Source organism: Pseudomonas sp. Au-Pse12 (assembly GCF_021341665.1).
Classification (GTDB): Bacteria; Pseudomonadota; Gammaproteobacteria; order Pseudomonadales; family Pseudomonadaceae; genus Aquipseudomonas.
The window spans coordinates 100,024-114,672 of sequence record NZ_JAJTTH010000006.1 but is presented as its reverse complement, the minus strand read 5'-3'; the positions used below and the strand labels follow the sequence as shown (position 1 = coordinate 114,672).

The window sequence follows — 14,649 nt, the reverse complement described above, 5'->3', positions numbered from 1 at the left end:
GACGACATTCGCGTGATATGACCGACTCCAGTCCCGGCGCAAGCCCCTCGAGCTTGAAAATCTACTTCCGTCTGCTCGGCTATGTGCGGCCATATATTGGTCTGTTTCTCATCAGCATCGTCGGGTTTCTGATCTTCGCTTCGACCCAGCCAATGCTTGGCTACATCCTCAAGTATTTCGTCGACGGCCTGTCCAATCCCCAGGCCGTGCTGTTTCCCGGTGTGCCTTATCTGCGTGACATGCAGTTGCTGCAAGCGGTGCCGCTGCTGATCGTTCTGATCGCCGCCTGGCAAGGCCTGGGCTCCTACCTGGGCAACTACTTTCTAGCCAAGGTGTCCTTGGGGCTGGTGCATGACTTGCGGGTGCAACTGTTCAACAACCTGCTGACCCTGCCCAACCGCTACTTCGACAAGCACAACTCCGGACACTTGATCTCGCGCATCACCTTCAACGTGACCATGGTCACGGGGGCGGCGACGGACGCGATCAAGGTGGTGATCCGCGAAGGCATGACCGTGATCTTCCTGTTCGCCTCTCTGTTGTGGATGAACTGGCGCCTGACTCTGGTGATGATCGCCATCTTGCCGCTGATCGCCCTGATGGTCCGCACCGCCAGCAAGAAATTCCGCAAGCAGAGCAAGAAGATCCAGGTGGCCATGGGCGACGTGACCCACGTTGCCTCGGAAACCATCCAGGGCTATCGCGTGGTTCGCAGCTTTGGCGGCGAGATCTATGAGCAGCAGCGCTTTCTCGCGGCGAGCCAGGGTAATACCGACAAGCAACTGCGTATGACCCGCACCGGTGCGATCTACACTCCGCTGTTGCAACTGGTGATCTATAGCGCCATGGCGGTGTTGATGTTCCTGGTGCTGTATCTGCGCGGCGATGCATCGGCCGGTGAGATGGTGGCTTACATTACAATGGCTGGTCTGTTGCCCAAGCCGATTCGCCAATTGTCGGAAGTCAGTTCGACGATCCAGAAGGGAGTTGCCGGTGCGGAGAGTATCTTCGAGCAACTCGACGTCGAGCCTGAAGTCGATCGCGGCACTGTCGAGCGTGCCAGCATCAGCGGCCATCTGGAGGTGCGCAATCTGAGCTTCACTTATCCGGGAACCGAGCGTCAGGTGCTCGACGACATCAGTTTCAGTGTTGAACCCGGGAAGATGGTGGCGTTGGTAGGGCGTTCCGGCAGTGGCAAGTCGACGTTGGCTAACCTGATTCCGCGGTTCTATCACCACGACAAGGGCCAGATTCTCCTCGATGGCACCGAGATCGAAGAGTTCCGTCTGCTGAACCTGCGTCGGCATATCGCTCAGGTTACCCAGCACGTCACCCTGTTCAGTGACACCGTGGCCAATAACATCGCCTACGGTGACCTGGCCGGGGCGCCGCGCGCGGACATTGAAAAAGCTGCCGCCGACGCCTATGCCATGGACTTCATTGCCCAGTTGCCCGAAGGCCTGGATACCCAGGTCGGGGAGAACGGCGTACTGCTGTCTGGCGGCCAACGCCAGCGCCTGGCAATTGCCCGCGCCTTGCTGAAGAACGCCCCACTGTTGATTCTCGACGAAGCCACCTCGGCCCTCGATACCGAGTCCGAGCGGCATATCCAGGCCGCACTGGACAAGGTCATGAAGGGCCGCACTACCCTGGTGATCGCCCACCGTCTGTCGACCATCGAGAAGGCCGACCTGATCCTGGTCATGGACCAAGGGCGGATTGTCGAGCGCGGCACTCATGCCGAGCTGCTGGCGCAGAATGGCTACTACTCGCGGCTGCATGCCATGGGATTGGAGGAGCCTGCGCCCAGCGGCATTGCCTGACGTTCTCCGGGAAGCGAGCCTGCTCGCTTCCCGGAGTCTTTAGGGGGCACCAGGCACCTTGACACCATTTGTGTCGCCCTTCTTACAGTCTTGACCAAGGCTAAATAATTCTACCTTTCCCGCTTGTTATGGTTCCCATCTGAGTCTTTGAACAGATCGAGAGGGCCATCCTTCTCGCGTGGGTAGTGGAATGTTGCAACGCTTTGTGTGGAAGTTATTACCCAAGACCCAGCGTAATTTCCTGCTTGGGCGACTGTCTGTCGTGGATCGTCAGGTGGTGAACAAATCCATGTCGGCCAATGTGCGCTTCCCGGATGCCTTCGCTCGACGCTCCTGCCTGTTCATCCATGTCCCGAAATGCGCGGGCAGCAGTATCTGTTCGGCACTATTCGATGGCTGGATGCCGGGGCACTTGCCGTTGTACTGGTACGAGCAGCAGTTTCCCCAGGCTTTTTCCAGCAGTTTCAAATTTGCCTTCGTTCGTGATCCTCTGGAGCGTGCCTACTCGGCCTACGCCTTCCTGCGTGGCAATCGCCTGGGGCGACGGGACCAGGCGGCTCAGCAACTGGTCACGCACTACCGCGACTTTGATGACTTTATCTGTCGCTGGTTGCACCCGGAAACTATCCACAAGCAGATGCACTTTGCCGCCCAGAGCGATTTCCTTATCGATTCTCTTGGGCGCTTGTCCCTGGACTTCCTGGGCTATCAGGAGCATCTGCGACGCGACTTCCAATTGCTGTGTGAGCAGTTGGAGGTCGAGGCGCAACTGCCTCATGTCAATAGCACCCAGCAACGCCACAGTACGCCCGTCAGGGATATCTGTTCAGTACGCACCCGGCGCCTGGTGCGCCGTGTCTATCAACGTGACTACGAGATGCTCGGTTATGAATAAGCTTGCCTGCGTAGCTCTGGATCGACCGCAAATCCGTCCCTACAGCCTGTCGCTGCCCATCGAGGCGCGGGCTGCTCTCAAGCAGCAGCGCCCCTGTTGCCTGTGGTTGACCGGGTTGTCGGGAGCAGGCAAGTCGACCCTGGCCAATGTGTTGGAGTTGCGCCTCAACGAATTGGGGATGCACACCTTCGTCCTTGACGGCGACAATGTTCGCAGTGGCTTGTGCAGTGACCTGGGGATGGGGGCCGAGGCGCGCAAGGAAAATATCCGCCGCATGGCCGAGGTCGCACGCCTGATGGTGGACGCCGGCCTGCTGGTGATAGTGTCGGCGATCTCGCCGTTTCGCGCCGAGCGCGATGCCGCCCGTAGCCTGTTCGGCCCGGGAGAGTTTATCGAGGTGTATGTCAGCACTCCTTTCGACACCTGTGCCCAGCGTGACCCGAAAGGCCTGTACCAGGCGGCACTGGCAGGGCAGATCAAGGACTTCACCGGGCTCGACAGCCCCTATGAAGCGCCGTTGCAGGCTGATTGCGAGATCGACACGGCGACCGTGGCATTGCCTGAGGCGATCCGCCGACTGCTGCAGCTACTGCCTCACAAATAAGGGACGAGAATTCTTCGTCGGCCCCACTCAAGGCATAGAACTAGGCGGTGCCAACCCTGTGTTAATATCGCGCCCCTGTTCATTTTGTATGTGGGATGCTCCATGAAGTTGTCCATGCCGCGATTCGATCAAGCCCCCGTCTTGGTGGTCGGCGATGTCATGCTCGACCGTTACTGGCATGGTGGTACCTCACGGATTTCCCCTGAGGCGCCGGTGCCGGTGGTCAAGGTCGAGCAAATCGAGGACCGCCCGGGCGGTGCCGCCAACGTTGCTTTGAACATCGCCGCGCTCGGCGCACCGGCCTCTCTGGTGGGGGTGACCGGTGACGATGAAGCCGCCGACAGTCTGGCTAACAGCCTGCAAGGCGCAGGCGTGCGCGCTTTGTTCCAGCGCATCAAGCATCAGCCGACCATCGTCAAGTTGCGGGTCATGAGCCGCCACCAGCAACTGCTGCGTATCGATTTCGAAGAGCCTTTCGCGACCGACGCCCTGGCCCTGGCGGCCGAGGTCGATGCTCTGCTCGACGGGATCAAGGTGCTGGTGCTGTCCGACTACGGCAAGGGCGCGCTGCGCAATCACCAGGCGTTGATCGCCGCCGCGCGGGCCCGGGGTATTCCGGTACTGGCCGACCCCAAGGGCAAGGACTTTTCCATTTACCGTGGCGCCAGCCTGATCACGCCGAACCTCAGCGAGTTCGAAACCATCGTCGGCGGTTGTGCCGATGAGCACGAACTGGTGAGCAAGGGCGCCAAGCTGATGCATGACCTGGAGCTCGGGGCGCTGCTGGTGACCCGTGGCGAGCACGGCATGACCTTGTTGCGTCCTGAGCATCCGGCCATGCACCTGCCGGCCCGTGCCCGGGAAGTGTTCGACGTTACGGGGGCCGGGGATACGGTGATCTCGACCCTGGCAGCCGCCATTGCCGCCGGTGAAGAGCTGCCCCACGCGGTGGGCCTGGCCAATCTGGCGGCCGGTATCGTGGTCGGCAAGCTGGGGACCGCGGCCATCAGTGCCCCCGAGCTGCGTCGGGCGATCCAGCGTGAGGAAGGCTCCGAGCGCGGGGTGCTGAGCCTCGATCAGTTGCTGCTGGCCATCGATGATGCGCGGGCACACAACGAGAAGATCGTCTTCACCAATGGCTGCTTCGACATCCTCCACGCCGGGCATGTGACCTATCTGGAGCAGGCGCGCGCCCAGGGCGACCGGTTGATCGTGGCGATCAACGATGACGCTTCGGTCAGCCGTCTCAAGGGCCCTGGCCGTCCGATCAACAGCGTTGATCGGCGCATGGCGGTGCTGGCGGGGCTGGGGGCGGTGGACTGGGTGATCAGCTTCCCCGAGGGGACTCCGGAAAACCTCTTGGCCCAGGTACGGCCGGATGTGCTGGTGAAAGGCGGTGATTATTCCATCGACCAAGTGGTGGGCGCCGATATCGTCAGTGCTTATGGCGGCACCGTGAAGGTGCTGGGGTTGGTGGAAAACAGCTCGACCACGGCCATCGTCGAGAAGATCCGCAAGACTGACAAGGCCGAGTAACGGCCCTGAGTCTGCCAAGAAGGCGCCTGTTGCAGGCGCCTTTTTTTGGCCTCAATTCTGGCGTCCAGCCTTGCCGGGGACGATCTTGCGCAGGATCTGCCGGGCCTTGCCGGTCAGGCGCGACAGTTTCGAATCCTTTCCCGCTTCGTTCAGGCCGCGCTGCCTGAGCCAGTCCTTCCAGCGAATTCGCTCATCGCTCACCACCCAGCCTGCTTGTTGGGCGAAGCTTTCTGCCAGGTACAGGCCACGGGTACTCGCCGGGTACAACTGGTCCTTCTTCAGGGTGTAGAGCTCGGCGCAAGGTTCGCCGTTCTCCAGGGGCATCAGGTACAGGTCCGGGCGCTTGCGGTCCAGCCGGGCCACCAGTTGGTCGCCCTCCAGGCGTTCATCGACGTGGAACAGGCTCAGGGACTTGGCTTCCTTGGGCACGTCCAGGCGCAGGTCGTAGATCAGCTGCAGCGACGCCGTGGGCAGGTGCACATAGGCCTGGGGGCGTTCGAGCAATTGCAGGTTGGCGCAACGGACTGGCAGCGCCGCTCCGGACAGCGGCGTCAGGCGAAAGGGCAGGGCCTCGCGGTAGTGCAGGGCGCCTGCATAGGGCGCGGGCAGCCAGGTGTCGTTGAAACGCCCGCTGAGCCAGCCTTCGGGGGTTTCCAGCAGGCATTCCTCGGCAATTTCCTGGATCGCGGTATGCAGCGGCAGGTTGAGCTCGTGGGCCGGGACATAACCGGAGATCAGCTTGAGCACCACGTCGCCGCGATCCTGGCGGCGCTGGCGTACCAGCACCCAGTAGTCGCGGTTCTGCCAGTGCAGGGTCAGGCGCACCGAAACCCCGAGGTTGGCCAGTTCCAGGGCAAAGCGCTGGTTATCGGCCACCGTCACTGCGCGCCGGCGCTGCAAGGTCTGGGCGAAGTTCAGCGGCATCCCGACGCTCTGGTAGCACAAGCCTTCGGGAGTCGCTTCGACGAACAGGGGCAGGGTCTTGAAGTTGCTGGGGTTCTTTCTAATCAGCGGTCGCGACATTTCGGCTCCTTCTTGCGTCGGGGTCGGCCGCGTTGGCGGCATCAGTTCTGGCCTAGGGGCTGTTCCTGTTTGGTGACGAGCCGCGCCGTTTGGCACGCAACCCGAAGAGACGGGGCCCCCGTCGCGGCCTGTCACTAAACGCGAACAGACCCTAGCACCTGTGCCACGGTCGCCACGTTATGGGCCAGGTGCAGCGGATTGATGGTCCCGACAATAGCACTGGCGACACCGGGCCGGTCAAACAGCAATTCGAAGCTGGCCCGCACCGGATCGGTGCCCGGGCTCAGGCAGACGTGGCCGCTGGCCAGGGCCTTTTTCACCAGGATGCCCTTGTGCTGGGCGGCGGCATAATCAATGACCGCACGCTCGGCCTGTTCGTTCAGATTGTAGGTAACCATGGCGCAATCGCCTTGCTCCAATGCCTTCAAACCACCATCGACGGTCTTGCCGGAGAAGCCGAAGCCGCGGATCTTGCCCTCCTGCTTGAGCTGCGCCAGGGTCTGGTAGACCTCGCACTGCTCAAGGATTACCAAGTCGTTGCCGTCGGAATGCACCAGCACCAGGTCGATGAAGTCGGTTTCCAGGCGTTGCAGGCTGCGTTCCACGGACAGTCGAGTGTGGGCAGCGCTGAAGTCGTGGCGGGACACGCCGTTGGCAAACTCCTCGCCGACCTTGCTGACGATCACCCATTCCTGGCGCTGGCCGCGCAGCAGCGGGCCCAGGCGCTCTTCACTGCGGCCGTAGGCGGGAGCGGTGTCGATCAGGTTGATGCCCAGGTCGCGGGTCAGCTTGAGCAGCATGCGTGCTTCCTGGTCGTCGGGGATCTGGAAGCCGTTGGGGTATTTCACGCCCTGGTCACGGCCCAGCTTGACCGTGCCCAGGCCCAGGGGGGAAACCAGCAGCCCGGTGCTGCCGAAGGGGCGATGCAGGTCGTGCAGGGTTGCTTGGCTCATGGCAGCAGCTGCTCCCAGGCCGGTTGCGCAAGCGGCGGTTTGGGCAGGTCGGGGAGGGCTTGGCTGTGGCCGGGGCGAATGCCATCGCGCTCCAGGGCCGCCAGGACCCGGTCGGCGAAGTCCGGCGCCAGGGCCAGCTTGGTCGGCCAGCCCACCAGCAGGCGATCCTGTTCGGCGAGGAAGGCGTTGTCCGGGCGAGTCAGGCCTGACTGTGCAGGTTCTGCCCGATCCACTCGCAAGGTGGCCCATTGCGCTTGGCTCAGGTCGACCCAGGGTAGCAGCTGCCCCAGCTCCTTCTGGGCCGCAGCGATCTGTGCCGCCGGTTCCCGGGCCACGCCTTCGGCCTCGGCGAGGTCGCCGCCCAGGTACCAGACCCATTGGCCGTCGGCGGCCGGGTGGGTGGTGACGGTGACTCGGGGTTTGGGGCCGCCGCCCAGGCAATGGGCGTACAGCGGTTTCAGGCTTGGCCCCTTGACCAGCACCATGTGCAGCGGGCGTCGCTGCATGGCCGGCTGGCTCAGGCCGACCGCCTGGAGCAGGTCGGCATTGCCGGCACCGGCGCTGAGGACGATGCGTTGCGCGCGAATCTCGCGTCCATCGACCCGCAGGCCCACCAGCCGATCATTTTCCAGCAGCGGTTCGATCTTCTGCCCGGCCAGCAGGCTGTCGCCGCCCAGGTCGGCCAGGCGCTGGATGACGCTTGGCACATCCACCACCAGTTCGGCCAGACGATAGACCTTGCCTTTGAAGCGCCTGTCTTGCAGGGCCGGGGGCAGTTGTTCGCCCTTGACCTGATCGACCCGGCCACGCACGGCCTTGCTGGCGAAAAAGCTGGTGAGGTTGCCGGCCAGGGTGCCAGGAGACCAGAGGTAGTGAGCATCGGACAGCAGGCGCACGCCGGACAGGTCCAGCTCGCCGGTGCCGGCCAGGGCTTCGCGCCAGCGCCGGGGCATGTCGGCAATGGCTTCCGAGGCACCGGTGAGGGCGCCATGCAGGGCGTACTTGGCGCCGCCGTGGATGATGCCCTGGGATTTCACGCTCTGTCCGCCGCCGAGGCTGGCGCTTTCCACCAGCACAGTGGCAAAACCCTGGCGCCGCAGGCGGGCGTTGAGCCAGAGACCGGCGACGCCTGCGCCGACAATCAGCACATCGGTGGAAATAGCGGATGGCATGCAGCGACCTCGGTAAACAAAACGAAGCCGCAAGTTTCCAGCCTCAAGCTTCAAGCTGCAAGCATGGCGCGTACTCTTGCCGCTTGAAGCTGGTCGCTTGGGGCTGCTTTTTAATGCCCGGCGGTTTTCGAGAACAACTGGATCACCACCACGCCGAGGACGATCAGCGCCATGCCGAGCATCGCCGGGATGTCGAGTTTCTGGCCGTAGAGGAACAGCGCGGCGATGCTGACCATGACGATGCCCATGCCGGCCCATACCGCGTAGGCCACACCCACCGGGACGGTGCGTACCACCAGGGTCAGCATCCAGAAAGCCACGCCATAGCCGACGATGATCAGTGCCAGGGGCAGCGGCGTACTCAGGCCCTTGACCGCTTTCATTGAAACAGTGGCAATCACTTCCGCGCAGATGGCGATAGCCAGGTAGTAGTAAGCGTTCATGGGAGGGTTCCTCGTGTCTGGGACTGCTTTTCTGAGGTCGGCATTCTAGAGGTTGTTCAGATGGGGTAAAGTCATTACCTATCTGATAACAAGATAGGTTGCCTCATGAACATGCAGTGGAATCTCGAGCAGTTGCGACTGTTTGTCAGTGTCGCCGAGTTGCGTTCGTTTTCTGCGGTGGCCCGCCAGCAGCGCAAGGCTCAGTCCGCCATCAGCAGTGCCATTGCCCTGCTGGAAGAGGATCTTGGAGTCAGCTTGTTCGAGCGCAGCAGTGGTCGTCAGCCCAAGCTCACGGAAGCCGGCAGTGCCTTGTTGCAGGAAGCGCGGGAGATCCTGCGTCAGTGCGACCGTCTCAACGGCCGGGCGCTGGCCTTGATGCGCGGCCAGGAAGCCCGGTTGCGCCTGGCCCAGGACGAAGCGATGCCCTTTCAGCCGGTGCTCGACAGCCTGGAAGCCCTGGCGGATCACTTTCCCAGCCTGGAAGTGCAGTTGGCCAGCGGCGCCCAGGGCGATGTGGCGCGCAAACTGGTGGAGCGTCGAGCCGACCTGGGATTGCTGTTTCACCATGAGCACATGCCGGAAACCCTGGAACGCCAGGCCTTGGGCAGCGTCGAGATGGTCACCGTCTGTGCGGTGGGGCATCCGCTGGCCCATGAGAAACGGGTCAACCGCCAACTGCTGGCCCGGCACCGGCAGTTGCTGATCGCACCGCAACTCAGTGGTTATCCCGGTGGCGAGCAGGTCAGCCCCCAGGTCTGGCGGGCGGACAGCTTTTATGTGATGGCCGAATGGCTGATGCGCGGGCTGGGTTGGGCCTGGCTGCCACGGCATGTGGTGCAGTACCCGGCGTACCAGAACCAGATGGTGGAGCTGGCCAGCGAATGGACGCCGCCGGCCCTGGTGGTGGAGCTGGTCTGGCGCCGCGACGAACCCCTGGGGCCGGCGGCGCGCTGGCTGGCGGAACGTTTTGCCGTGCACCTGAAGGCGATCGGCTAAAAAACCGATAAACTCCGCCGCCATGAATAGAACTCTGTATACCGCACTGTTTTACCTGGGGCTGCCGTTGGTAGCGATTCGCCTGTGGTTGCGTTCGCGCAAGGCCCCGGCTTATGCCAAGCGCATCGGCGAGCGTTTCTCCCTGGGCCTGCCGGCCATGCAGGCTGGCGGCATCTGGGTGCACGCGGTCTCGGTCGGCGAGAGCATCGCTGCCGCGCCGATGATTCGGGCCCTGTTGGCGCGTTATCCACAGTTGCCGATCACCGTGACCTGCATGACCCCGACGGGCTCCGAGCGTATTCAGGCGCTGTTCGCCAACGAGCCGCGAGTCCAGCATTGCTACCTGCCCTACGACCTGCCTTGCGCCGCCGCGCGGTTTCTCGACCGCGTGCAGCCCAAGCTGGCGGTGATCATGGAAACCGAGCTGTGGCCCAACCACATAGACCAGTGCGCCCGGCGCGGGATTCCGCTGGCGCTGGCCAATGCCCGTTTGTCCGAGCGTTCGGCCAAGGGTTATGCACGCTTTGCCGGCCTGACCGCGCCGATGCTCGGGCAGATGAGTCTGTTTGCGGTGCAGACCGACGCCGAAGCCCAGCGTTTTCTCCGGCTGGGGGCCCGTCCGGAAACGGTGCAGGTGACCGGTTCGATCAAGTTCGACCTGAGCATCGACCCTCAATTGCTGCAACGGGCTGCCGAGCTGCGCCAGCAATGGCAGGCCATGGAGCGCCCGGTGTGGATCGCCGCCAGTACCCATGAGGGCGAGGATGCGGTGGTGCTCGATGCTCATCGGCAACTGCTGGCCAGTTACCCGAATGCCTTGCTGATCCTGGTGCCACGGCACCCGGAGCGCTTCAATTCGGTGTTCGAGTTGTGCCAGCAACAGGGGTTTGCGACGGTTCGCCGGTCTTCCGGGGAGCCAGTGAGCGCCACGACTTCGGTGCTGTTGGGGGACACCATGGGCGAGTTGCTGTTCCTCTACGCCCTGGCCGACAGCGCTTTTGTCGGCGGCAGCCTGGTCGCCAATGGCGGGCACAACCTGCTGGAGCCGGCGGCGCTGGCCAAGCCGGTGATCAGCGGGCCGCACCTGTTCAACTTCCTGGAAATCGCCGCGATGCTGCGCGAAGCCGGTGCCTTGCAGGAAGTGGACGATGCCGAAGGCCTTGCGGTAGCGGTGCAGCGCCTGTTCGAGTTGCCTCGGGATGCACAGAAGATGGCCGAGGCCGGGCTCAAGGTGCTCAAGGCCAACCAGGGGGCCTTGCAGCGGTTGCTGGATGGCCTTGATCGTCTCTTGAACAGGCAGTGATCGTCTGTCTGTAGCCGCTGCCGCAGGCTGCGTTCAGCTGCGTAGCGGCCGCAAAAAAAAGGCCACCCGCACAGGTGGCCTTTTTCATGCTCGCGACCTTCAGGGGCGAGCCTTGAGCTGCTCTTGCGCGGCCTTGGCCAGGTCCGGCGGCAGGAAGTCGCGGTCCGGGTTGTAGTCGGCCTTGAGATAGCGCGACAGGTCCTGCAAGTCCCCCGGGTTCAGGGTGCCGGCGGCCTGTTTCAGGCGCAGGTTGTCGAGGATGTAGTCGTAGCGGCTGTTGTTGTAGTTGCGCACTGAGTTGTAGAGCTGGCGCTGGGCGTCGAGCACGTCGACGATGTTGCGCGTGCCGACCTGATAGCCGATCTCCGTGGCTTCCACTGCGCTCTGGTTGGAGATGATCGACTGGCGTCGGGCCTGGACCTGTTCGACATCGGTGTTCACCGCGCGGTGCAGGTTGCGGGTGTTTTCCACCACCTGGCGGCGCAGCGACTCACGCTGCTGTTCGGTCTGGCTCAGGCGCGAATAGGACTCGCGAACCTGGGAGCTGGTCAGGCCGCCGCTGTAGATCGGGATGCTCAGTTGCAGGCCGATGGAGCGCTGTTCGACATCGCTGCCGTAGCGCGTCAGCGGGTTGGGGTTGCTGAACCCCAGGGCGTCGTTGTCGCCTTTCTTGTATTGCGCCACGGCGTCGAGGGTCGGCGCGTGTCCGGCCTTGCGCTGCTTGAGGGTTTCCTCGGCGGCGCTGACGGCGTAGTTGCTGGCCAGCAGGTTGAGGTTCTGCTTGGCCGCGGTGTCGACCCAAGCCTTGGCATCGTTGGGTGTCGGCGCCAGCACCGGCAGGGTATGGACGATGCCCTGGATCGAGTTGTAGTCGCGGTTGGTCAGGGTAATCAGGGCTTCGAAGGCATCATCCACCTGGCGCTGGGCGAGGATCCGGTTGGCTCGGGCGGTGTCGTAGCTGGCCTGGGATTGCAGCACGTCGGTCTTGTCCGACAGGCCCACGTCGAAGCGCTCGTTGGCTTGATCCAGCTGACGCTTGAAGGCGGCTTCCTCGGCCTTGGTCGAGGCCAGGTTGTCCTGGGCGCGCAACACCGCGAAGTAGTTCTCCGCGCTTTGCAGAATCATGTTCTGTTCGGTGGCCGAGAGTTGCAGCGACGCCTGCTCGTTGATGTCCTTGGCGGCCTGCAACTGGAACCAGCGATCGGCGCGAAACAGCGGCTGGGCCAGGGTCGCCTGGTAGACGTTGCCGCTGCGGGTCGAGGCCATGGAGGGCTCATCGAACTGGGTGCGGGTATTGTTGATGTTCGCCCCCGCCGAGAGGTTCGGCAGCAGGCCGGCGCGGGCCTGGGGCACGACTTCTTTCTGGGCGCCGTACTGGGCGCGCGCAGCGGCCAGATCGGCATTGTTGTCCACCGCTTCCTGGTAGACGCTGACCAGATCGGTCTTGGTGGTCAAAGGCGCTTCTGCTGCCCAGGCCATTCCATTGGACGCACAAGACACGGCAACAGCCAGTGAGAGTTTGCGCAGCATTCGGCGATCCCTAGAGTTGATATTACGGAGATAATCCCGGCGCCAAGGCTAAGGCGCGACCCACAGAGCGTCAAGGTTAGACACAGGGCAACGAGTGTAGATGCGCTGGGGGGTGGCAACAATCCTGCAATTACGCCATTCATCATGCTGATCGTACGGGGGTTGGCGTTCTGCTGCGGCTTTGTCTAGACTGGCCCGGTTCTTGTCGGGGTGCCTTGCTATGAGGCTGAGATCGGATAATCCGGATCCCGTTGAACCTGATCAGGTTAGCGCCTGCGTAGGGAACAAGATTTCTCGTCACCCGGCGAGTCCTCTTGTGCTTCGTCCGGGATGTTGTTCGACAATCGAACACCCCTCGAGTACCAAGCACTGCACTCACTAGTTGCCTAGTCAGGGTGCGTCCATCCGTTACAGGTTCGCTCCGACAACAATCCACTGCCTGGATGCTGTCTGGAGAGCCCGTGATGACGACAAAACTAAAAAACGCTAGCAACCTCAGTGAGTCGGCCCAAGTCGACCAACAATCGGTGCAGCCCTTTACCCGCTCGCAAAAAATCTATGTCCAGGGTTCGCGCCCGGACATCCGCGTGCCCATGCGCGAAATTACCCTGGACGTGACCCCCACCGATTTCGGTGGCGAGATCAATGCCCCGGTGACCGTGTACGACACCTCCGGCCCCTACACCGACCCGAACGTGGTGATCGATGTGCGCAAGGGCCTGGGCGATGTGCGTTCGGCCTGGATCGAAGACCGTGGCGACACCGAGCGCCTGCCCGGCCTGAGTTCCAATTTCGGCCAGCAGCGCCTGGCGGACCCGGAGCTGACCAAGCTGCGCTTCGCCCACGTCAACAACCCGCGCCGGGCCAAGGCCGGGGCCAACGTCAGCCAGATGCACTACGCCCGTAAAGGCATCATCACCGCCGAGATGGAATACGTCGCCATCCGCGAAAACATGAAGTTGCAGGAAGCCCGCGCCGCCGGCCTGCTGAACCAGCAACACGCCGGCCACAGCTTCGGCGCCAGCATCCCCAAGGAAATCACCCCCGAGTTCGTGCGCGAGGAAATCGCCCGCGGCCGCGCGATCATTCCGGCCAACATCAACCACGTTGAACTGGAGCCGATGATCATCGGCCGCAACTTCCTGGTGAAGATCAACGGCAACATCGGCAACAGCGCCTTGGGTTCCTCCATCGAAGAAGAAGTGGCGAAACTGACCTGGGGCATTCGCTGGGGCTCGGACACGGTGATGGACCTGTCCACTGGCAAGCACATCCATGAAACCCGCGAGTGGATCATTCGCAACTCGCCGGTGCCGATCGGCACCGTGCCGATCTACCAGGCCCTGGAAAAGGTCAACGGGGTGGCCGAGGACCTGACCTGGGAGCTGTTCCGCGACACCCTGATCGAGCAGGCCGAGCAGGGCGTGGACTACTTCACCATTCACGCCGGGGTGCTGCTGCGCTATGTGCCGCTGACCGCCAAGCGAGTGACTGGCATCGTGTCCCGTGGCGGTTCGATCATGGCCAAGTGGTGCCTGGCGCACCACAAGGAGAATTTCCTCTACACCCACTTCGACGAAATCTGCGAAATCATGAAGGCCTACGACGTCAGCTTCTCCCTGGGAGATGGCCTGCGTCCGGGGTCGATCGCCGACGCCAACGACGAAGCCCAGTTCGGTGAACTGGAAACCCTCGGCGAGCTGACCAAGATCGCCTGGAAGCACGACGTACAGTGCATGATCGAGGGCCCGGGCCACGTACCGATGCAGTTGATCAAGGAGAACATGGACAAGCAGCTGGAGTGCTGCGACGAGGCGCCGTTCTACACCCTGGGCCCGCTGACCACCGACATCGCTCCCGGCTACGACCACATCACCAGCGGTATCGGCGCGGCGATGATCGGCTGGTTCGGTTGCGCCATGCTCTGCTACGTCACGCCCAAGGAGCACCTGGGCCTGCCGAACAAGGATGACGTGAAGACCGGGATCATCACCTACAAGATCGCCGCTCACGCCGCCGACCTGGCCAAGGGGCATCCCGGTGCGCAGATCCGCGACAACGCCCTGTCCAAGGCGCGTTTCGAATTCCGCTGGGAAGACCAGTTCAACCTCGGCCTGGACCCGGATACCGCGCGTTCGTACCACGACGAAACCCTGCCCAAGGATTCGGCCAAGGTCGCGCATTTCTGCTCCATGTGCGGGCCGAAGTTCTGCTCGATGAAGATCACCCAGGAAGTTCGCGAATACGCGGCCAACCAGCGCATCGAAACGGTGGACGTGGACGTCGCCAAGGGGCTGGCGGAACAGGCCGAGCGCTTCAAGCAGGAAGGCAGCCAGCTGTACAAGAAGGTCTAAGCCACGAGCTGCAAGCT

At 62.8% G+C, this 14,649-nt stretch carries 12 protein-coding genes and 1 riboswitch; of the genes, 7 read left to right on the top strand and 5 right to left on the bottom strand.

Features of this window, described 5'->3' with window-relative positions; all coding sequences use genetic code 11:
- The first annotated feature begins 17 nt into the window (after nucleotides 1-17).
- The 4 genes from msbA to hldE all read left to right on the top strand — a co-directional run bounded on the left by msbA (nucleotide 18) and on the right by hldE (nucleotide 4,858).
- Nucleotides 18-1,823 carry a lipid A export permease/ATP-binding protein MsbA gene (gene msbA, locus LXM55_RS18165; protein WP_233321619.1) on the top strand — a complete coding sequence of 602 codons (1,806 nt, stop codon included), beginning with the start codon at nucleotides 18-20 and terminating at the stop codon, nucleotides 1,821-1,823.
- A 190-nt stretch (nucleotides 1,824-2,013) separates the two neighbouring features.
- Nucleotides 2,014-2,718 carry a sulfotransferase family 2 domain-containing protein gene (locus tag LXM55_RS18160; protein WP_233321618.1) on the top strand — a complete coding sequence of 235 codons (705 nt, stop codon included), beginning with the start codon at nucleotides 2,014-2,016 and terminating at the stop codon, nucleotides 2,716-2,718.
- Entirely contained in the window at nucleotides 2,711-3,322 is a 612-nt protein-coding gene (gene cysC, locus LXM55_RS18155; protein WP_233321617.1) for an adenylyl-sulfate kinase, read from the top strand. The genes LXM55_RS18160 and cysC overlap by 8 nt, the downstream gene beginning before the upstream one ends.
- 102 nt (nucleotides 3,323-3,424) lie before the next feature.
- On the top strand, nucleotides 3,425-4,858 hold the full coding sequence (gene hldE, locus LXM55_RS18150) for a bifunctional D-glycero-beta-D-manno-heptose-7-phosphate kinase/D-glycero-beta-D-manno-heptose 1-phosphate adenylyltransferase HldE (RefSeq protein ID WP_233321616.1): 1,434 nt from the start codon (nucleotides 3,425-3,427) through the stop codon (nucleotides 4,856-4,858).
- 51 nt (nucleotides 4,859-4,909) lie between these two features.
- On the opposite strand, the gene LXM55_RS18145 is transcribed toward hldE, so the two are convergent.
- The 4 genes from LXM55_RS18145 to LXM55_RS18130 all read right to left on the bottom strand — a co-directional run bounded on the left by LXM55_RS18145 (nucleotide 4,910) and on the right by LXM55_RS18130 (nucleotide 8,449).
- Nucleotides 4,910-5,881, bottom strand: coding sequence for a metal ABC transporter ATPase (locus LXM55_RS18145; protein ID WP_233321615.1), 972 nt, complete (start codon nucleotides 5,879-5,881; stop codon nucleotides 4,910-4,912).
- A gap of 134 nt (nucleotides 5,882-6,015) precedes the next feature.
- Entirely contained in the window at nucleotides 6,016-6,834 is an 819-nt protein-coding gene (locus LXM55_RS18140) for an aldo/keto reductase (protein ID WP_233321614.1), read from the bottom strand.
- On the bottom strand, nucleotides 6,831-8,006 hold the full coding sequence (locus LXM55_RS18135; protein ID WP_233321612.1) for an NAD(P)/FAD-dependent oxidoreductase: 1,176 nt from the start codon (nucleotides 8,004-8,006) through the stop codon (nucleotides 6,831-6,833). Before LXM55_RS18135 ends, LXM55_RS18140 begins: the two co-directional genes overlap by 4 nt.
- Nucleotides 8,007-8,116: 110 nt before the next feature.
- Entirely contained in the window at nucleotides 8,117-8,449 is a 333-nt protein-coding gene (locus LXM55_RS18130; RefSeq protein ID WP_011058907.1) for a DMT family transporter, read from the bottom strand.
- A 111-nt stretch (nucleotides 8,450-8,560) separates the two neighbouring features.
- Here LXM55_RS18130 and LXM55_RS18125 point away from each other — a divergent pair, with 111 nt between their 5' ends.
- Complete coding sequence (locus tag LXM55_RS18125; RefSeq protein ID WP_233321988.1) at nucleotides 8,561-9,445, top strand: LysR family transcriptional regulator; 885 nt, start codon at nucleotides 8,561-8,563, stop codon at nucleotides 9,443-9,445.
- Nucleotides 9,446-9,467: 22 nt separating this feature from the next.
- Nucleotides 9,468-10,748 carry a lipid IV(A) 3-deoxy-D-manno-octulosonic acid transferase gene (gene waaA, locus LXM55_RS18120; protein ID WP_233321611.1) on the top strand — a complete coding sequence of 427 codons (1,281 nt, stop codon included), beginning with the start codon at nucleotides 9,468-9,470 and terminating at the stop codon, nucleotides 10,746-10,748.
- 99 nt (nucleotides 10,749-10,847) lie between these two features.
- On the opposite strand, the gene LXM55_RS18115 is transcribed toward waaA, so the two are convergent.
- Nucleotides 10,848-12,278 carry a TolC family outer membrane protein gene (locus tag LXM55_RS18115; RefSeq protein ID WP_233321610.1) on the bottom strand — a complete coding sequence of 477 codons (1,431 nt, stop codon included), beginning with the start codon at nucleotides 12,276-12,278 and terminating at the stop codon, nucleotides 10,848-10,850.
- Between the two features lie 196 nt (nucleotides 12,279-12,474).
- Nucleotides 12,475-12,579: riboswitch (TPP riboswitch) on the top strand.
- A 163-nt stretch (nucleotides 12,580-12,742) separates the two neighbouring features.
- On the opposite strand from LXM55_RS18115, the gene thiC reads away from it, so the two are divergent.
- Entirely contained in the window at nucleotides 12,743-14,632 is a 1,890-nt protein-coding gene (thiC, locus tag LXM55_RS18110; protein WP_233321609.1) for a phosphomethylpyrimidine synthase ThiC, read from the top strand.
- The last annotated feature ends 17 nt before the right edge of the window (nucleotides 14,633-14,649 follow it).